The sequence below is a fragment of the Nonomuraea sp. NPDC050556 genome (assembly GCF_044457355.1).
GTDB lineage: Bacteria > Actinomycetota > Actinomycetes > Streptosporangiales > Streptosporangiaceae > Nonomuraea.
The window spans coordinates 927,263-945,867 of the sequence record NZ_JBITGU010000004.1; the positions used below are offsets into that span (position 1 = coordinate 927,263).

General features: G+C 69.0%; 15 protein-coding genes. 8 read left to right on the top strand and 7 right to left on the bottom strand.

Going from position 1 to position 18,605, the window contains the following annotated elements:
- Nucleotides 1-78 precede the first annotated feature (78 nt).
- From glgB to ACIBG8_RS41340, 4 genes are all read left to right on the top strand, one after another.
- Complete coding sequence (glgB, locus tag ACIBG8_RS41325) at nucleotides 79-2,223, top strand: 1,4-alpha-glucan branching protein GlgB (RefSeq protein ID WP_397348678.1); 2,145 nt, start codon at nucleotides 79-81, stop codon at nucleotides 2,221-2,223.
- Nucleotides 2,224-2,294: 71 nt separating this feature from the next.
- Nucleotides 2,295-3,614 carry a hypothetical protein gene (locus ACIBG8_RS41330; RefSeq protein WP_397348679.1) on the top strand — a complete coding sequence of 440 codons (1,320 nt, stop codon included), beginning with the start codon at nucleotides 2,295-2,297 and terminating at the stop codon, nucleotides 3,612-3,614.
- Nucleotides 3,615-3,677: 63 nt separating this feature from the next.
- A complete protein-coding gene (locus ACIBG8_RS41335) occupies nucleotides 3,678-4,571 on the top strand; it encodes an FKBP-type peptidyl-prolyl cis-trans isomerase (RefSeq protein ID WP_397348680.1) in 894 nt (297 codons plus the stop codon).
- Between the two features lie 54 nt (nucleotides 4,572-4,625).
- Complete coding sequence (locus ACIBG8_RS41340) at nucleotides 4,626-6,386, top strand: S8 family peptidase (RefSeq protein ID WP_397348681.1); 1,761 nt, start codon at nucleotides 4,626-4,628, stop codon at nucleotides 6,384-6,386.
- On the opposite strand, the gene ACIBG8_RS41345 is transcribed toward ACIBG8_RS41340, so the two are convergent.
- Nucleotides 6,376-6,972, bottom strand: a complete 597-nt coding sequence (locus ACIBG8_RS41345; protein WP_397348682.1) for a hypothetical protein — start codon at nucleotides 6,970-6,972, stop codon at nucleotides 6,376-6,378. The two genes, ACIBG8_RS41340 and ACIBG8_RS41345, sit on opposite strands and share 11 nt — an antisense overlap.
- A gap of 279 nt (nucleotides 6,973-7,251) precedes the next feature.
- Between ACIBG8_RS41345 and ACIBG8_RS41350 the strand changes: the two genes are divergently transcribed.
- The 4 genes from ACIBG8_RS41350 to ACIBG8_RS41365 all read left to right on the top strand — a co-directional run bounded on the left by ACIBG8_RS41350 (nucleotide 7,252) and on the right by ACIBG8_RS41365 (nucleotide 13,992).
- Nucleotides 7,252-9,171, top strand: a complete 1,920-nt coding sequence (locus tag ACIBG8_RS41350) for a S8 family peptidase (protein WP_397348683.1) — start codon at nucleotides 7,252-7,254, stop codon at nucleotides 9,169-9,171.
- Between the two features lie 212 nt (nucleotides 9,172-9,383).
- Nucleotides 9,384-11,315: a S8 family peptidase gene (locus tag ACIBG8_RS41355; RefSeq protein ID WP_397348684.1), complete on the top strand. Its 1,932-nt coding sequence runs from the start codon at nucleotides 9,384-9,386 to the stop codon at nucleotides 11,313-11,315.
- Between the two features lie 62 nt (nucleotides 11,316-11,377).
- On the top strand, nucleotides 11,378-13,063 hold the full coding sequence (gene sppA, locus ACIBG8_RS41360) for a signal peptide peptidase SppA (protein WP_397348685.1): 1,686 nt from the start codon (nucleotides 11,378-11,380) through the stop codon (nucleotides 13,061-13,063).
- Between the two features lie 50 nt (nucleotides 13,064-13,113).
- On the top strand, nucleotides 13,114-13,992 hold the full coding sequence (locus ACIBG8_RS41365) for a sigma-70 family RNA polymerase sigma factor (protein WP_397348686.1): 879 nt from the start codon (nucleotides 13,114-13,116) through the stop codon (nucleotides 13,990-13,992).
- A 102-nt stretch (nucleotides 13,993-14,094) separates the two neighbouring features.
- Here ACIBG8_RS41365 and ACIBG8_RS41370 read toward each other — a convergent pair whose 3' ends face one another.
- The 6 genes from ACIBG8_RS41370 to ACIBG8_RS41395 are packed head-to-tail and all read right to left on the bottom strand — an operon-like array spanning nucleotide 14,095 to nucleotide 18,480.
- Nucleotides 14,095-14,649 carry a flavodoxin family protein gene (locus ACIBG8_RS41370; protein WP_397348687.1) on the bottom strand — a complete coding sequence of 185 codons (555 nt, stop codon included), beginning with the start codon at nucleotides 14,647-14,649 and terminating at the stop codon, nucleotides 14,095-14,097.
- A gap of 7 nt (nucleotides 14,650-14,656) precedes the next feature.
- Nucleotides 14,657-15,112, bottom strand: coding sequence for a flavin reductase family protein (locus tag ACIBG8_RS41375; RefSeq protein WP_397348688.1), 456 nt, complete (start codon nucleotides 15,110-15,112; stop codon nucleotides 14,657-14,659).
- Nucleotides 15,113-15,129: 17 nt separating this feature from the next.
- Nucleotides 15,130-16,041 (bottom strand): ABC transporter substrate-binding protein, encoded by a 912-nt coding sequence (locus ACIBG8_RS41380; RefSeq protein ID WP_397348689.1) that lies wholly within the window; start codon nucleotides 16,039-16,041, stop codon nucleotides 15,130-15,132.
- Nucleotides 16,042-16,086: 45 nt separating this feature from the next.
- Nucleotides 16,087-16,758, bottom strand: coding sequence for an ABC transporter permease (locus ACIBG8_RS41385; protein ID WP_397348690.1), 672 nt, complete (start codon nucleotides 16,756-16,758; stop codon nucleotides 16,087-16,089).
- A complete protein-coding gene (locus ACIBG8_RS41390; RefSeq protein WP_397348691.1) occupies nucleotides 16,755-17,432 on the bottom strand; it encodes an ABC transporter permease in 678 nt (225 codons plus the stop codon). The genes ACIBG8_RS41385 and ACIBG8_RS41390 overlap by 4 nt, the downstream gene beginning before the upstream one ends.
- Complete coding sequence (locus ACIBG8_RS41395) at nucleotides 17,425-18,480, bottom strand: ABC transporter ATP-binding protein (RefSeq protein WP_397348692.1); 1,056 nt, start codon at nucleotides 18,478-18,480, stop codon at nucleotides 17,425-17,427. Before ACIBG8_RS41395 ends, ACIBG8_RS41390 begins: the two co-directional genes overlap by 8 nt.
- Nucleotides 18,481-18,605: the final 125 nt, after the last annotated feature.

The following is an 18,605-nucleotide window of genomic DNA, read 5'->3' on the forward strand; positions in this document are numbered from 1 at the left end:
ACTAACTTCGCTCAAGCCGCATGGTGAAAGCGGACGCGGGCATGGGCCGTAGGGCCGTTGTAGGGCAGGGTTAGGGGCATGCCGGTGAACACAGAGATGGACCGCCTAGCTGGCGGCGCACACCACGATCCGCACTCGGTGCTGGGAGCGCATCTCGGTGCCGGCGAGGTGACCTTCCGGGTCCTGCGTCCGCTGGCCGAGCGGGTGCGGCTGATGCTCGGGGACGGCGCTGCGCACGACATGAAACACGTCGCGCACGGCGTGTTCGAGGTGACCGTTCCCGGCCTGGACAAGGTCCCCGACTACACCTACGAGATCCGCTACGCCGGCGCCGAGCCGTACACGATGAAGGACCCCTACCGGCACTGGCCGACCCTGGGCGAGGTGGACCTGCACCTCATCGGCGAGGGCCGGCACGAGCGCCTGTGGGAGGTGCTCGGCGCGCGGGTCGTCAGGCACGAGGACGTGGACGGCACGGCCTTCGCCGTCTGGGCGCCCAACGCCCGCGGCGTGCGGGTGATCGGCGGCTTCAACCACTGGGACGGCGCCGGGCACCCCATGCGCTCGCTCGGGCGCTCTGGCGTCTGGGAGCTGTTCGTGCCCGACGTGCGCGAGGGCGAGAAGTACAAGTTCCAGATCCTGGGCGCGGACGGGGTCTGGCGCGACAAGGCCGACCCGATGGCGAGACGTACGGAGATCCCGCCCCTCACGGCGTCGGTCGTCGACAGGTCGGAGTACGTCTGGCGCGACGCGGACTGGCCCACCGAGCGGGTCGCGCAGAAGGAGCCGATGTCCACCTACGAGGTGCATCTGGGCTCATGGCGCCCCGGCCTGTCCTACACGCAGCTCGCCGACGAGCTCGTCGCCTACGTCGCCGACATGGGGTTCACCCACGTGGAGTTCCTGCCCGTGGCCGAGCACCCGTTCGGCGGCTCGTGGGGTTACCAGGTGACCTCCTACTACGCGCCGACCGCCAGGTTCGGCTCCCCGGACGAGTTCCGCCACCTGGTCGACCGGCTGCACCAGGCGGGCATCGGGGTGCTGCTCGACTGGGTGCCCGCCCACTTCCCGATGGACGAGTGGGCGCTTGCCCGCTTCGACGGCACGCCGCTCTACGAGCACGCGGACCCGGCGCGCGGCGAGCACCCTGACTGGGGCACCTACGTCTTCGACTTCGGTCGTAAAGAGGTGCGCAACTTCCTCGTCGCCAACGCCGTCTACTGGCTGAAGGAGTTCCACATCGACGGCCTGCGCGTGGACGCGGTCGCCTCGATGCTCTACCTCGACTACTCGCGCCGCGAGGGCGAGTGGACGCCCAACGAGTACGGCGGCAGGGAGAACCTCGACGCGGTCGAGTTCCTCAAGGAGATGAACGCGGTCGCCTACCGCGAGGCGCCGGGCATCTCCACGATCGCCGAGGAGTCGACGGCCTGGCCGGGCGTCTCGCGCCCGGTATATCTGGGCGGGCTCGGCTTCGGCTTCAAGTGGAACATGGGCTGGATGCACGACACCCTGGCCTACCTGCGCCACGAGCCGGTCTTCCGGCAGTACCACCATCACCAGATGACCTTCTCGCTGATGTACGCCTACAGCGAGAACTTCGTGCTGCCGATCTCCCACGACGAGGTCGTGCACGGCAAGGGCTCGCTGCTGGGCAAGATGCCCGGCGACGAGTGGCAGCGGTTCGCGCAGCTCAGGGCGCTGTTCGCGTTCATGTGGGCGCACCCGGGCAAGCAGCTGATCTTCATGGGCTGCGAGTTCGGCCAGGGCTCCGAATGGTCGGAGGAGCGCGGGCTGGACTGGTGGGTGCTGGAGTTCGACGGGCACAAGGGGGTCCAGCGGCTGGTCCGCGACCTGAACCGCCTCTACCGCGACACCCCGGCGCTCTGGGAGCAGGACTGCGTGCCGGAGGGGTTCCGCTGGATCGACGCGGACGACGCCTCGGGCAACACCTTCTCGTTCGTCCGCTACGCGGCCGACGGGTCCGCCGTGGCGTGCGTGGTCAACTTCAGCGGGGCGCCGCACGAGGAGTACAGACTCGGCCTGCCGTACGGCGGGCAGTGGCGCGAAGCGCTCAACACCGACGCGTTCGACTACGCGGGGAGCGGCGTGGGAAACCTGGGCGGGGTCGAGGCGGTCGAGGAGTCCTGGCACGGCCTGCCGTACTCGACGGTCATGAGAATTCCCCCACTTGGGGCGGTATGGCTACTTAAGGATTCTTAGCCCTACCTAGAGATCTTCGCGGACATAGACGACACGTCCGTCTCGTCTATTCCAAGAGGAGAAACACCTCAATGCGAGGTCTTACATATTTCCGGCGTCCGGTCGTCCTGACCGTCGCCGCGACCGCCGGGCTGCTCTTCGCGGTCGTCCCGTCGGCCAACGCCGAGCAGTCCCGCCGCGTCGACCCCGACCCCGTGCACTGGGGCACGATCATGGACGACCCGAGCTGCGTCCAGGCGCACGCCTGGGTCGCCAGCGTCAAGGGCCTGGCAGGCTCGGTCGACACCACCCTGTTCGAGTCGCACTTCCCTGGGGAGGGCAGCGCGCAGTCGACCGGCGGCCCGGACAAGTTCATCGACCTGGGCTCGTTCGGCCAGGGCTCGGCGCTTTACAGCCGCACGATCGGCAACGCGCTCCCCGGCTCGGACAAGACCAAGCCGGACATCCCGACCGAGTGCGCGACGTACGCGGAGGCGGGCGGCGCCAACGTCGACCTCGGCCTGCCGGGGCTCGACGCGCTGGGCAACATCCCGGGCATCAGCGACCTGGCCAAGGGCTTCGGCGACCTCGGCGGGACCCTGTCCGACGCGGGCAGCACCATCAAGGACGGCCTGTCGAGCGCGGGCAGCACGATCACGGACGGGCTGTCGAGCCTCAACCCGTTCGGGCGGGTGGACAGCTCGCGGATCGACCTGTCGCCGTTCCGCGTGCACGCCGAGGGCATCACGGTCACCGCCAAGTCGATCCCCGGCAAGCCGGTGGAGATGCACGGCATGTTCGGCAAGCTCGAGGTGAGCCTGTTCGGCGTGCCGATCAAGATCCCGGCTGAGTGGCCGAGCAACTTCGGCGCCGACATCCCCAGCCCGATCGGGGGCAACCTGGGGCTGGCCTACACGAACGAGCAGCGCACGGTGAACGCTGACGGTTCCGGCACGGTCGACGCCAAGATGAACTACAAGTTCGACCCGACGGCTGAGAGCGGCTACATCAACGCCGCCCACGCCAGCGTCCTGTCGCCGATCGGCGCCGACGCGACCGTGGGCCACGCGGCCGTCCTCCAGGCCAAGCCGACCGACCCGGGCACGGGCACCGGGACTGGTACCGGAACAGGAACGGGCACGGGCACGGGCACGGGCACGGGCACGGGCACGGGCACCGGCACCGGCACCGGCACCGGCACCGGCACCGGCACCGGCACCGGCACCGGCACCGGCACCGGCACCGGCACGGGTACCGGCACCAGTGGTGGGAAGACCTGGACGTTCACCATCACCGGTCCGGAGGACTGGAACCCCTCCAGCCTCTTCGGCGGCGGCTGCTGCTGCAACGGCGGCGGCGACGACAAGACGCCTCCGTGCGTCGTCGAGCCCGCCCCAGAAGAGACCCCCTGACCCACCCCGGCGGAGGGGCGTGACGACCTCGCGCCCCTCCCCCACTTCTTCCAAGGACTGAACGTGCGAGCCCTTCTCCTGCTCCCGCTCCTCGCCGCCGCAGCGTGCGGCGCGCCGTACGCCATGCCCTCGGTCACGGGCGCGCTCGGCAGCAAGCCCCTCGTGACCGTCCCGACCGCGGCGCCCGACCCGGAGCCGCACGTCGAGGTGCTGCACGAGGGCGACGGGCCGGTGGTCGAGCCCGGCCAGGTCGTCGTCACCCACGTGGAGAGCCGCCTGTGGAAGAGCGGCAAACCCTGGCTCAACACCTGGGACATCCACCACCCCACCACCGCGATCCTCGGCGGCAAGCAGCTCGCCAAGACCTGGGACGACGCGCTCGTCGGCAAGCACGCGGGCAGCCGGGTGATGCTGGTGGCTCCGGCCGCGAAGGCGTTCAGCCCGTCGGGCCTGGCGCCGGTCGGGGCCGAGCCGTCGGACACGATGGTGCTCGTGTTCGACATCATCGGCGGGTACGACCCGAAGGCCATGGTCAAGGTGGCGCCGGGGACCACGGCCGGGCCGGGGATGCCGAAGCTCAACGGGGTGGCGTCGCTGCTGAGCGACTTCCCGGCCAAGCCGCCGTCCTCGCTGACCGTGCGGGTGCTGCGGCGCGGCACCGGGCCGGTGGTGCGGCCCGGGTCGACGATCGTAACGCAGTACGTGACCAGCCAGTGGGGGGTCGTGCGGCCGTTCGACGCCTCCTACATGCGGGGCGGGCCGACCGGGTTCATCATGCGCAAGGACAGCGCGCTGCCGGGATGGCTGGAGGGGCTGAACGGGATCCCGGCGGGGAGCAGGGTGCTGCTGGTGGTGCCGCCCGCTTACGCCAAGGGCTTCAAGGGGACGTCCGGCGGGCTGTTCGCGCCACGCACGGGCACGGCGGCACATGTGATCGACATCCTTGATGTTTCATGAGAATAGGGATCAGCCTCTGGGCGCGCCCGACATATCTCTCTAAACTCCGTGATCGTGCGACTTCGACGCTTGATCGCGTGCGTGGCTCTGCTGGTGATCCTCCCCGCCGCCCCTGCCTTCGCCGACGATCCTCCTCCTTCCGGGGAGAAGCTCGAAGCGGGCTTAGCCGTGACCCCCGGTGTCGTGCGCGCGATCGTCGAGGTCACCGACCCGGCCCAGAACGCCCCTGTGGCCGCGGAGTCCGAGGCAGACGTGGTGCTCCAGCCCGTCGCCCAGCCGTTCATCGTCGTCGAGGGCACCGCTGACGAGCTCGCCGAGCTCGCCGACGACCCCCGCGTGGCCAACGTCCACCGCGACCGCACCTTCCCCCCGGCCGCCGCCAACAACCTCAAGGTCATCGGCGCCGACCGCGCCCACGCCGAGGGCGCCACAGGCACCGGCCAGGTCGTCGCGATCCTCGACACCGGCATCGACCGCGACCACCCCGCCTTCGCCGGGAAGATCGTCGGCGAGGCCTGCTTCTCCGCCGTCGAGCAGGGCGTCGAGTCCCTCTGCCCCAACGGCGCCACCTCCATGACCGGCGCCGGAGCGGCCGACGCCGAGACGGCCAGGTGCCTGCTCGACACCGTCAACCTGTGCGAGCACGGCTCCCACGTCGCGGGCATCGCCTCGGCCGTCGCGCCGGGCGCCGGGATCGTCGCGGTGCAGGTGTTCAGCCGGGTCAACGACGAGGAGACCTGCGGCGAGCCGTCCTGCCTGCTGGCCTACGAGTCGTCGCTGCGCCTGGCGATGGACCACGTCGCGTCGCTGGCCGGGTCCCAGCCGATCGCGGCGCTGAACCTCAGCCTGGGCGGCATGCCGTACGAGACGAGTTGTGACGACGACGTCTTCAAGCCGAAGATCGACGATCTGCTCTCCAAGGGCGTGGCCACCGTGGTCGCGGCGGGCAACGAGTACTTCGAGGGCGCCTCCTTCCCCGGCTGCATCTCCAGCGCCGTGACGGTCGGCGCTTCTGACGACGCGGACGCGATCGCGGACTTCTCCAACCGGGGCCCGCTCGTGGACGTGTTCGCGCCAGGCGTCGACATCGAGTCGGCCGTGCCCGACGATGCGACCGCCGTCCACAGCGGCACCTCCATGGCGACGCCGCACGTGACGGGGGCGCTGGCCGTGCTGAAGTCCCGCTTCCCCGGCACGCCGATCGGTGAGCTGGTGGAGAAGCTCAGGACCACGGGGCGCCCGCTGGTGTACGGCTCGGCGACCACGCCGCGCATCGACCTCTACGCCGCGATCACCGGCGCCGCGGCCTCCCCGCCCATCACCCAGTCCCCTTCCCCGTCGGACGAGCCTCAGCCTTCCAGCGGCCCGTCGCCCTCACCCACGGTCAACACCCCTGCGCCCACCCCGATCCCCCTGCCGACGATCACCGTGACGGTGACCGTCACAGCCACCCCCGCCGCCGCGGTCTGCACGAGGGGTACGGCCGGCGCCGCCCTCACCGCCAGGCAGTGGGCCGTGGAGATCCACCGCAGCTCGGGCACGATGCCGGACACCACGTTGAGCTGCTACCTCCGCCTGGTGCAGAAGGCCAGCAAGGTCTTCCCCGAGCTGACCAAGGCCTCGACGCTGGGCACCGCCTACCGCGTGCTCCGCGCGTCGAAGACCGGCAGGGAGAAGGCCGACAGCGTCCTGCTGACCGGTTGGCTGAACTGGGCGAACGGCGCGGCTCGTACGACGACCACGCTGCGCTCGGCGGAGAGGCTCCGCCTGAGCCCGGCCGCGACGGACGCCCAGTTGCGCAAGCTCAAGCTGTGAGACGGCGCCCCTCGGCGAAGAACGCGTCGAGATCCAAGCCTTCCTCCAGCGGCCGCGCCGCCCCGAACGGCGCGTTCCAGAACGCCCCTTCACGGGCCTTCCACGGCCCGACGTAGGCATAGGGCACACCGCGATACCCGTCTCCCGGCGAAACCCCGTAGTTGACCTCGTCGAGGGTGACTCCGAGGTCGAAGTGCTCCGGCCAGAGCACCGGCGTCCCCCCGAGCGCCCGCAGCGCGGCGTCTCCCTTGGCGTACGCATCCATCAGAGCCGCGACAACCTCATCATCAACAACAAGCGCCTCACCCGGCGTCACACCGGACCCGTCGCCGTAGACCCCCTCAGCAACCCCCACATCCACCCCGACCGCCCGAGCAAGCCCAGAACAGCTATTTTCGGACAGCGGCACCCGCACTTCCCCGCACACCAGATGCCCACCGACCACCCGCAGTTCAGGGTCGGCGACCGTACCGAAACCGCCTGGGACGACCTGTAGCCGAATGGTCCCTGACCTGCGATATTGCGGCCCCGCAAGGACCAGCTCGGCGACCCCGTGCAACGCCCGTCGCGTCGACTCCATTGTCATGATCCGAAGGTAGCCGAATTCCGGAATCCGGCATATCCCGATAACAGAGCCATTTCGTTTCTCCAGCCCCAGGCGATCCCTCACTACACTCAAGCCTCACGCTCAACTACGTGGGGATTTGTCCTGCTTTATAAGCGGACTAAACAGACGGGCTAACGGGGGCTCTCTGCACGCCAAAGACGGCGTCCCACAACTTCCTCATGCCCTTCGGCCTGTCCGGAGGGCTGCAACCCCTCGGAGGAACCAGTGAGACTACGGTCTCTTTTGGCGAGCACAGCCGTGCTCGCGGCAACAGCTGCGATGCTCGCCGTCGCACCTGCTGCTCAGGCGGCGGTGACGTCGGCCGACAGTCCGCCCATCGTGGACCCCAAGGTGTCGAGCAAGGTCGCGGCCGGCAAGACGGTTCGCGTCATCGTCGAGACCGACAAGGCGAGTGCGGCGCCCGCGGTCGCGCGCGAGACGGACGCGGCGTCCAAGAAGACCACGATCGTCGCCCCTCCGGGGAAGACGAACGAGTTCATCGCCAACATCGACGCCAAGGGCCTCGAGTCGCTCAAGAAGGACAACGACGTCAAGCTGGTCCTCGAGGACGGCACCTTCAAGCCGTCCCTGGCCTCCAGCATCAAGGTCATCGGGGCCGACAAGGCGCACGCCGCCGGTTACACCGGCAAGGACCAGGTCGTCGCCATCCTCGACACCGGTGTGGATCTCACCCACCCGTTCATCTCGTCGAAGATCGTCGGTGGCGCCTGCTTCTCCGCCAACGACGCCCAGCAGGACGCCCATTCGGTGTGCCCGAACGGCCAGGAGATCCAGTACGGCACCGCGGCCGCGGACGCCAAGACGGCGCTCTGCCAGAACGGCGACGAGAACATCTGCCAGCACGGCACCCACGTCGCCGGTATCGCCACCGGCAAGAAGACGGGCAACGCCCCCTCTGACGGTGTCGCTCCCGACGCCAAGATCTTCGCCGTGCAGGTCTTCAGCCGGGTGAACAGCGCCGAGGCATGTGGTGGCGCCCAGTACGCCCCGTGTGTCCGCGCGTACTACTCCTCGCTGAAGGCCGCCATGGAGTACATCGCGACCCAGCCCGGCATCGTCGCGGCCAACGCGAGCCTCGGTGGCGGCAGCTACTCGACCCACTGCGACGCCACGGAGCTCGGCCAGTTCCTCAAGCCGACCCTCGACCTCCTGGTGAGCAAGCGCATCGCCCCGATCTTCTCCGCGGGCAACGACCACCTCCAGAACGGTGTCGGCGCTCCGGCCTGCATCTCCTCCGCCGTCGCGATCGGCGCCACGGACGACAACGACGCCCTGGCGACGTTCACCGACCGCGGCCCGCTGCTCGACCTCTTCGCTCCCGGCGTGGACATCACCTCCTCGGTTCCCGGTGGCGGCTACGAGGCCTGGGGCGGCACCTCCATGGCGGCTCCGCACGTCACCGGCGCCTGGGCGCTGCTGAGGCAGGCGAACAAGGACGCGACCGTCGCAGAACTGCTGAAGAAGCTCCAGGACACGGGCAAGCCGATCACCTACGGCGAGGTGACCACCAAGCGGATCGACGTCTTCAAGGCGCTTCCCCCGGTCACCACCCCGACGCCGACCCCCACGCCGACCGTCACCCCCACGGTGACGCCGACGCCGACCCCGACCGTCACCCCCACGGCGACGCCGACCGTCACCCCGACCCCGTCGCACACCCCCACGCCGACGCACTCGCCGACGCACAGCCCGACCTACACGCCGGGCCCCGACCCCATCTACAACGACCCGGAGCCGGAGCCCGTACCCGACACGTGCGAGCGTGGCCACGCCACCAGGCCGCTGAGCGCCAAGGCCTGGGCGACCGAGATGCTGAAGAACAAGGGCAGCCTCGCGGACAAGGACCTGCTCTGCTACCTGTCCATCGCGCAGAACGGCAGCAGCGTCTTCCCCGAGCTCAACAACGCCGGCACGCTGGCCAAGGCCTACAAGGTGCTCGCGCCGAAGGCCAGGTCCGCCAAGGCGCTGCTCGACCGTGAGCTGCTGGCCTCCTGGCTGAACTACGCCAACGGCGTCTACAACGCCTCGGCCAAGGTTCACGGCGACACGACGCTGAAGCAGGCCATCGGCACCGCGGAGAAGTACCGCACCAAGCCGGGCACCGCGGCTCAGCAGAAGAAGGCCGCGACGTTCCTCTACAGGTACGTCAACAAGTAGGACAGCACGTCACCGGGCCGGTCGCGCACCATGCGCGACCGGCCCTTCTGCGTCCTTCAGAAGGCATAAAGACTGGATAACGGTCACATTTCGCCCCTCTGATCTCACAAGCCTCATCACTACACTCGACCCTCGCGAGTCACTCGCAAAGGGAACATTACGGCGGCAAAGCGACCGTCCTCCCTCACCTCTCACACCCCTCGGAGGAACCCGTGAGACTTCGGTCTCTCGCGGCCGGCGCCATCGCGCTCGCCGCCACGACGGTCGCGCTGGCGGGAGTCCCCGCCTCCGCCGCCGCCGACCCAGCCGCCAAGATCGGCCCCGGCCTGAACACGCCAGGTCAGCACCGGGTGGTCATCGAGCTGAACACCTCGTCCGCCAGCGCCGACGCCGCGAAGACCGAGGTCAAGGCAGAGGCCCTCAGCGGCGGCGAGGACATCGTCAAGCCTCCGACTCAGGTCGCGGACAGGACCAACTTCCTGGTCGCCACCGAGACGTACGACAACCTTGTCAAGATCGCCGAGAGCGCCAACGTGGTCGGCATCCGCAAGGACAAGCTCAACAGCCCCAGCCTGGTCCGCAGCATCCCGATCATCGGCGCGGACAAGGCGCACGCGGCGGGCGTGGACGGTACCGGCTCCTCCGTGGCCATCCTGGACACCGGCATCGACGAGGACCACCCGTTCCTCGCCGGTCGCATCGCGGATGAGGCCTGCTTCTCCGCCATCGACGACGAGGGCACCGAGTCCCTCTGCCCGTCGGGCGCGCCGTTCCAGATCGGCCTGGGCTCGGCCAACGCCGAGACCGACAAGTGCATGAAGAACGTGCAGCCTGCTGACAAGTTCGGCATCTGCGACCACGGCACCCACGTGGCCGGCATCGCGGCGGGCAAGAAGGCCGACGACAAGCTTCCGGCGAACGGCGTCGCCCCCGGCGCGAAGATCGTCGCCGTGCAGGTCTTCACCCGCTTCAACCGCACCGACTACTGCGGTGGCGCCGCGAGCACCCCGTGTGTCCTGGCCTACGACTCCTCCATCCTGACGGGCATGGCCTACGTCAGCGCGGTGGCCGAGAAGTACAGGGTCGCGGCGGTGAACCTGAGCCTCGGTGGCGGCAAGTACGACACCTACTGCGACGAGGGCGACGGCGCCGACTTCAAGAAGGCCGTCGACAAGCTGCTCGGCCAGAACGTCGCGACCGTCGTCGCCGCGGGCAACGAGGGCTTCGACGCGTCGGTCTCCTGGCCCGCCTGCGTCTCCGGCGTCGTGACCGTCGGCTCGACCGACGTCGCCTACAAGGCCCCCACCTGGGAGACCTTCACCGACGACGTGTCGTCGTTCAGCAACCGCGGCGTCATGCTCGACCTGTTCGCCCCGGGCTGGCCGATCTTCTCCTCGGTTCCCACCAACGCCTACGCGGGCTTCGGCGGCACCTCGATGGCCGCCCCGCACGTCACCGGCGCCTTCGCCGTCATGGCGCAGAAGACCAACGGCGGCAAGGTGCCCACGGTTCTCGCCGCCCTGAAGCGCACCGGCAAGCCGATCACCTACGCCAGCGCCGGCAAGCAGGTCACCACCCCGCGTCTGGACCTGGCGTCGTTCTTCGCCGCCCAGCCGACTCCGACCGCCACCCCCACCTCGAGCGCGTCCCCGACCCCGTCGGCGGCGCCGAACGACCCCACCAAGAGCCTGCCGATCGCCGAGGTCGAGTCCGGTGACACGGTGAAGTCGACCGGTGGTCCGTCCGGCGACGACAACCCCGCCCCCGCCACGTGCAAGCGCGGCAGCGGCAAGAACTCGCTGAACGCCGCGAAGTGGGCGGCTCAGGTCAAGAGCGGCAAGGCCGCGACGATCAAGTGCTACCTGTCCATCGTGGACAAGGGCAGCAAGGTCTTCTCCGAGGTGACCGGCGCCAACACGGCCGCCAAGGCGTACAAGGTGCTCAAGGGCAAGAACGCCCTCGACCGTGAGCTCCTCGCCGCCTGGCTGAACTACGCGCACGGCGTCTACAACACCAGCTCCAAGGTGCACGGCTCGACGACCTTCGCCAAGGCCGTCGCGACCGCCGAGAAGTACCGCTCCGGCGGTACGGCGGCGCAGGTCAAGAAGGCCACCGCCTTCCTGGCGGCGTACGTCAACAAGTAGAAGACCCTCGGGTGGGGGGCGGGCCTGCCCCTCACCCGAGATGCGTCGTTTAGGGTGCATCTATGGACGCAGGCAAGGCGATCTTCGAAACCGTCGACAGGATCCGCCAGCGGCGCACCGCCCCGCTGGTCCTTGAGCTCGACCTCACCGAAGGGCTCACCGAGGGGCCGCCGACGGACCCGCTTTCCGCGATCCTCACGATGCGCAAGACGCGCATGGCCGACGTGCTGTCCGGCCTCAAGCGGGCCAGGAGCGACTCGCGGGTCAAGGCGCTGATCGTCAAGATCGGGAGCAACCCGCTGGGTCTGGCGATGGCGCAGGAGCTCCGCCAGGCGATCGCGCAGTTCCGCGCGTCGGGCAAGCTGACCGTGGCCTTCTCCGAGACGTTCGGCGAGTTCGGCAACGGCACGATCCCCTACTACCTCGCCTCCGCGTTCGAGCGCGTCTACCTGCAGCCGAGCGGTGACGTCGGGCTCACCGGCGTGGCGATCGAACAGCGGTTCCTCAAGGGCGCGCTGGGCAAGCTGGGCGTCGACTACGAGATGGGCCAGCGGTACGAGTACAAGACCGCGGCCAACACCTTCACCCAGGACCACATGACCGAGCCGCACCGCGAGTCGATCGGCAGGATCGCCGAGTCGGTGACCGAGCAGGTCGTGGCGGGCGTGGCCGAGGGGCGCAGGCTCGACCAGGCCAAGGTGCGCGAGCTGATCGACCGCGGCCCGTTCATCGGCGCCGAGGCGGTGGAGGCCGGACTCGTCGACAGGCTCGCCTACCGCGACGAGGTGTACGACGAGGTCAAGCAGGCCGCCGGCGCGGACTCGCACCTGCTCTTCATCAGCCGGTACGCCAAGGGCGCAGCCGTACGGAAACTCCCGCACCCGGGCGCTGACGGCATCGCGCTCGTACACGGGACCGGCATGATCAGGATGGGCCGCAGCGGCCGCAGCCCCCTCGGCGGCGGTGGCGCCATGGGCTCGGACACGATCAGCGCGGCGATCAGGAGCGCCAGGCGCGACGAGCACGTCAAGGCGGTCGTGTTCCGCGTCGACAGCCCCGGCGGCTCCTACGTGGCTTCTGACACGGTCTGGCGGGAGATCGTGCTCACCCGCAAGGTCAAGCCCGTGATCGTCTCCATGGGCGATCTGGCGGCTTCCGGGGGCTATTTCGTGTCGATGGCCGCAGACGTCATCGTCGCGCAGCCGGGAACGCTGACCGGGTCGATCGGGGTCTTCGCCGGCAAGCCGGTGCTCTCCGAGCTGATGGCCAAGATCGGGGTGAACACCGAGATGGTCGCCGAGGGCGCCAACGCCGGGATGTTCTCCACGAACAACGCGTTCTCCCCCGAGCAGTGGGAGCGGATCAACGCCTGGCTGGACCGGATCTACGACGACTTCGTGGGCAAGGTCGCCGAGGGGCGCAAGCTGACCCGCGAGCGCGCGCACGACCTGGCCCGCGGGCGCGTCTGGACCGGCGCGGACGCCCGAGAGGGCGGGCTGGTGGACGAGCTCGGCGGCCTGGAGGACGCGCTGGCGATCGCGCGCAAGCGCGCCGGGCTGGCCGAGGACGCGGTGGTCCGTACCTATCCCCGCCTGAACCCGCTGGAACGGCTGCGCGGGCCGGACTCCAGCGAGGACAAGGCTGCCACCAGGCTCGAGTTCTGGGGGCCGCTCTCGCCGATCGCGGCCCAGCTCGGCCTGCCCGTCTACGGACCGCTCGTGCTGCCGGGGTGGCCGACGATCCGGTAGGAGGGTGTGTCACATTTGTGGGGAAATGTGATGCATAGGAGAGGTAAGCGTTGATTGACCACGACTGGCTGGCCGAGCAGTTCGAGGGGCAGCGGGGGCATCTGCGGGCCGTGGCGTACCGCATGCTGGGCTCGCTCAGCGAGGCCGAGGACGCCGTGCAGGAAGCCTGGTTCCGGCTCAGCCGCTCCTACACCGACGAGATCGAGAACCTCGGCGGCTGGCTGACCACGGTGGTGGGGCGGGTGTCCCTCGACATGCTGCGCGCGCGCAAGTCGCGGCACGAGGAGGACATCCACGTCCCCGACCCCATCGTGAGCGCGGAGAGCGGCGCGGACCCCGAGCACGAGGCCATGCTGACGGACTCGGTCGGGCTGGCGATGCTGGTGGTGCTCGACACGCTGGCGCCGGCGGAACGGCTGGCGTTCGTGCTGCACGACATGTTCGCGGTGCCGTTCGAGGACATCGCGCCCATCGTGGACCGGTCGGCTCCGGCTACCAGGCAGCTGGCCAGCCGGGCGCGGCGGCGGGTCCAGGACGCGGCGCCCCAGCCGGATCCGGACGTGACGCGGCAGCGGCAGGTGGTCAACGCCTTCCTGGCTGCCTCTCGGGACGGCGACTTCGAGGCGCTGGTGGCGGTGCTCGACCCCGACGTGCTGCTGCGCGCCGACGGGGGCGAGGCGCGGCCTTCGTGGTCGAAGCTGCTGCGCGGGGCGCAGGTCGTGGCGAGCAACGCGCTCATGTTCTCGAAGATCGCGGCGGCTTCGGTCCCCGTGCTGGTGAACGGCGAAGCCGCCGTGCTCGGCGTGGCCAAGGACACGGTGTTCTCGGTCATGGTCTTCCACGTGGTGGACGGCAGGATCGTGGAGATCAACGTCGTCACCGACCCCGACCGCCTCACCGACATCGACGTCGCCGCCTTGCGCGCCTGAAAGACCCCAAAAACCCCAACCACCGGCTCCGGCTGACCTCCCATTGGAGGTCAAGGTCTCCAATGGCTGAGGTCTTCAGAGGCTGGGGCCTTCAAAGGGGTTTCAGGGGTTGGTTGTGAAGAAGGTCTTGGCGCGGTCGAGGGCTTCGGTGTCCTCGACGATCTGCCCTGGTCGGTTCGCGTAGCCGATCAGGGCGCCCGCCCAGCGGCCGCCGAAGTACTCGCCGGAGCGCTTAAGGGTGCCGATCAGCGGGTCGGCGACGGCGACGTCCTCTTCGCTGATGACCGTGACGGCCCAGACGGTCTTGTCGGCCATCCGCTCCCTGAACGAATAACCCGGCACGCGCATCCAGCCCGACCAGTAGTCCAGGTAGAGCTTCGTCGAGGCGGTCACGCTGTACCAGTACAGCGGCGAGACGAAGACGATGTCCGTGGCCCACAACGTCGCCTCGAGCAACGTCAGCTCGTTGCCCGAAGGCGAAGGATAGACACCGTCACCCTCGTGACGAATGTCCACGAACGGCTCAAGCGGCAACTCAGCCAGGTTCAGCCAGCGCTGCTCGGCGGAAGGCGGCAGCTGTAAGGCCGCCTGCCTGGCCAGATACTCGGTGTTGCCGTCTGCCCGGGCGCTGCCCAGCAGGAAAAGGAATCTATGCACGTGCATATTATGCCATCGGCCGGTACCGCCCGCGCAGCCGTACGAGAGGTTGCCCCCCGGAAACGTACGGAACGCCCAGCACCCGCGCGATGAACAACGTGTGGTCCCCAGCCGGAACCACCTGCACGGTCTCCGCCTCCAGCGCAGCCACCCCGCCCTCGACGATCAGCGCGTCGCTCTCCGCCCCCCGATGGTGCGGCAGCGAGGCGACGAGGAGCCGCGCACTGGGCCGCCCCGCCATCGCGAACCGGCTCGCGATCGCCGCCTGCCCCGAGGACAGCAGCGACGCCGCCCACCGGTCCTGCCGCAGCAGCACCTCGGCCAGGTAGCCCCGGCTGGCGAGGCTGACCAGGACCATCGGCGGGTCGAGCGACACCGACATGATGGCGGACACGGTGACGCCGAGGTCGTCGCGGTCATCACGTACGGTGACCACGGCGACCCCGGCGGCGAGCTGCGCCATCGCCTCCTTGAACAAGGTCAGGCGAGACCGTTGGCGGTCAGCCACTCCTTGGCGACGACAGCCGGGTCGTCCTTGTCCACGGAGATCTTCTGCATCATCTGCGTCAGGCCCTCGGTGGTGAGCTTGGCGGAGATCGCGTCAAGGACGCCCTTGACGTTGTCGTCCACCCCGGCCTTGTTGACCAGCGGCGTGACGTTCTGGGCGCTGAAGACGTTCTTCGGGTCCTGCAGCGACACCATCTTGTTGATGATGATCTTCGGGTCGGTCGTGAAGACGTTGCCCGCGGCGACCGTGCCGTCCTTGATGGCGTCGGCGGTGGTGTCGCCGGTGGGCTTCCACTCCTTGAACTCGAGGCCGTAGACGTCCTTGAACTGCTGCTCGCGACGCTTCTTGAACTCCGGCGGGCCGCCGACGGCCATGTCCTTGGAGACCTTGGCCAGGTCCTCGATCGTGGTGAGGCTGAACTTCGTGGCGGTCTCCTGGGTGACCGTCAGGGAGTCCTTGTCCTCGGCGGCGGAGGACTTGAGGATCTCCAGCTCCGCCGGGAGCTTCTCCTTGAGCGCGGCGTCGACGTCAGCGGTCGAGGTCGCGGTGGCCTTCGGGTCGACGAAGTAGAGCAGGCCGCCGTTGTACTCGGGCAGCACGGTGAGCGCGCCGCTCTTGACCTGGTCGTAGATGACCTCGCGGCTGCCGATGTTGGGCTTCTCCTCGACCGTCACGCCCTTGGCCTTGAGCGCCTGGGCGTAGATCGAGCCGAGCAGGACGTTCTCCGGGAAGTTGGCCGTGCCGACCACGACGGTCTTCCCCCCGCCCGACGTGGTGGTGCCGGCCGGGCTCGCGCTCGTCGTGCTTCCGGCGAGCGGGTCGCTGCTGCTGCACGCCGTCAAGGCCAGAGCTGCGGAGAGCAGCACCGTAGCGGTGCCGAACATGCGCCTCATTATGTGTTTCCCTTCTTAAACGGGGGGTATTGCAGACTAGCGGACCTTCAGTCGCTGGCTCACCCCCGGTGAGACCACTGCCCTCTGGGTCAGGGCGAAAAGTGCCTGTACAGCCAGCGCGAACAGCACAATCAGTACTGAACCACCGACGACCTGCGAATAATCCTTCGTGGCCAGACCATCGATGATGTAACGGCCCAACCCCCCCAGACCTACGTAAGCGGCGACCGCGGCGGTGGCCACGACCTGCACGGCCGCCAGCCGCAGGCCGAGCAGGATCAGCGGCAACGCGACCGGCACGAGCACCTTGAACAGCACCTGCGGCCCGCGCAACCCCATGCCGTAGGCGGCGTCGCGCAGCTCCGGATCGACGCCCCTGATGCCCTCGAACGTGTTGACCAGGATCGGCGGTACGGACAACGCCACCAGCGGGATCAGCACCGGCCAGATCGAGGCGGTGCCGAGCAGCAGTACCAGCAGCACGAGCAGGCCCAGCGTGGGCAGCGCCCTGGCCACGTTGGCCGCCACGACCACCAGCAGCCCGCCCTTGCCCGTGTGCCCGATGAGCAGCCCCAGCGCGATGCCGATCACCGCGGCCAGCGCCAGCGCCACGACCGAGAAGCCGAGGTGCTGCAGCAGCCTGGCGGGGATGCCGTCGGGGCCCGACCAGTTCGCCGGGTCGGTGAGGAAGTCGAAGAGGTAGTTCACGACGACCTCCTCGCCCGCACCCACGGCGTCAGGAACCGCTGGGCCGCGATGATGATGCCGTCGGCGACCAGCGCCATCAGCACGATCAGCACGATCCCGACGATGGCCGGGGTGTAGAAGTCACGCTGGTAGGCGTCGGTGAAGTAGTTGCCGAGCCCGCCCTGGCCGATCAGCGCGCCCACGCTGACCAGGCTGATGCTGGAGACCGCGACCACCCGCAGCCCGGCGAGCACGACGGGCGTGGCGATCGGCAGCTCGACCCTGACCAGGCGGCGCTGCGGAGTGAACCCCATGGCCACGGCCGACTGCCGCACGTGGTCGGGCACCGAGCCGAGCCCGTCCACGACGGCGGGCATGAGCACGGCGATCGCGTAGAAGGTCAGCGGGATGATGACGGTGATCCGTTCCGGCCCGGTGACCGAGAGCAGGATCATGAACAGGGCCAGCGACGGCAGCGCGTAGATGGCGTTCATCAGGCCGGCCGTCGGCTGGTAGAGGAAGCGGTAGCGGACGCAGAGCAGGCCGAGCGGCACCGCGATGACCAGCCCGAGGATGATCGGCACCACCGACATCACGATGTGCGCCTCCAGCAGGTTCACGATGCTGTTCGGCTGGCCCGAGTCCCAGTTCCTGACCACCCAGTCCCAGCGGAACAGCGGCTGGCCGTCATCCATCGGCCACCACCGCGAGCGCCTCGTCCATCGCCTCCCTGGTGACGACGCCGACCACCTTGCCGTCGTCGTCCACGGCCACGGCGCAGCCCGACGGGGACAGCAGGGCCGCGTCCAGCGCGCTGCGCATGGAGTCCCTGTTCCAGACGAAGCTTCCGTACGGCTCGCGCTCCCCGCCTGCGCCGGGAATCCAGGCGATCGGCCGGTTGTCGCCGGAGACGATCAGCAGCCACGGCTCGGCCGTACTGCCGGAGTAGTCCTCGGGGACCGTCAGGTCGGTGCGCAGCCGCAGGCCGTCCGTCCTGATGAACTGTAGGCGCCTGATGCCCCTGTCATGGCCGAGGAACTCGCGCACGAAGTCGTCAGCGGGCTCGGACAGCAGCGTCTTGGGGTCGGCGAGCTGGGCCAGCTTGCCGCCGACGCGCAGCACGGCCACCCGGTCGCCGAGCTTGATCGCCTCGTCGATGTCGTGCGTGACGAAGACGATCGTCTTGTTCAGCTCCGACTGCAGGCGAAGCAGCTCGTCCTGCAGCGACGTGCGCACGATCGGGTCGACGGCGCTGAACGGCTCGTCCATGAGCAGCACCGGCGGGTCGGCGGCCAGCGCCCTGGCCACGCCGACGCGCTGCTGCTGCCCGCCGGAGAGCTGGAAGGGGTAGCGCTGGGCCATCTTCGGGTCGAGCCCGACGCGCTCCAGCAACTCCATGGCCCTGTCGCGGGCCTTCTTCTTGTCCCACCCGAGCAGGTAAGGCACCGTGGCGACGTTGTCCACGATCTTCCTGTGCGGGAAGAGGCCCGCCTGCTGGATGACGTAACCGATGCCGCGGCGCAGCGTCGGCGGGTCGATGCCCTGCACGGGCTCGCCATCCAGGAGGATCTGCCCCTCGGTGGCGTCGATCATCCGGTTGATCATCCGGAGCGACGTCGTCTTGCCGCAGCCGGATGGACCGACGAACACCGTGATCTGACCCGTGGGCGCCTCGAGGGAGAGGTTGTCCACGGCGATGGTTCCGTCGGCATAGCGTTTGGTAACAGAGTCGAATGTGATCACGCGCGACCTCGTGCATATTTGCCGGGCCGCAGCCCCCCTGCCACGACCGCCCCATGATCTCTCGGACGACAGACTACGGCGATCCGACCAGGTCTGTCCCGTCGCCCCCACGTGAAGCGGTTCAC

What these genes read in the sequence shown, in the direction of transcription:
- glgB (WP_397348678.1), top strand. Translation starts at nt 79, where the DNA reads ATGCCGGTGAACACAGAGATGGACCGCCTAGCTGGCGGCGCACACCAC.
- ACIBG8_RS41330 (WP_397348679.1), top strand. Translation starts at nt 2,295, where the DNA reads ATGCGAGGTCTTACATATTTCCGGCGTCCGGTCGTCCTGACCGTCGCC.
- ACIBG8_RS41345 (WP_397348682.1), bottom strand. Translation starts at nt 6,972, where the DNA reads ATGACAATGGAGTCGACGCGACGGGCGTTGCACGGGGTCGCCGAGCTG.
- sppA (WP_397348685.1), top strand. Translation starts at nt 11,378, where the DNA reads ATGGACGCAGGCAAGGCGATCTTCGAAACCGTCGACAGGATCCGCCAG.
- ACIBG8_RS41375 (WP_397348688.1), bottom strand. Translation starts at nt 15,112, where the DNA reads ATGGCGCAGCTCGCCGCCGGGGTCGCCGTGGTCACCGTACGTGATGAC.
- ACIBG8_RS41380 (WP_397348689.1), bottom strand. Translation starts at nt 16,041, where the DNA reads ATGTTCGGCACCGCTACGGTGCTGCTCTCCGCAGCTCTGGCCTTGACG.
- ACIBG8_RS41390 (WP_397348691.1), bottom strand. Translation starts at nt 17,432, where the DNA reads ATGGATGACGGCCAGCCGCTGTTCCGCTGGGACTGGGTGGTCAGGAAC.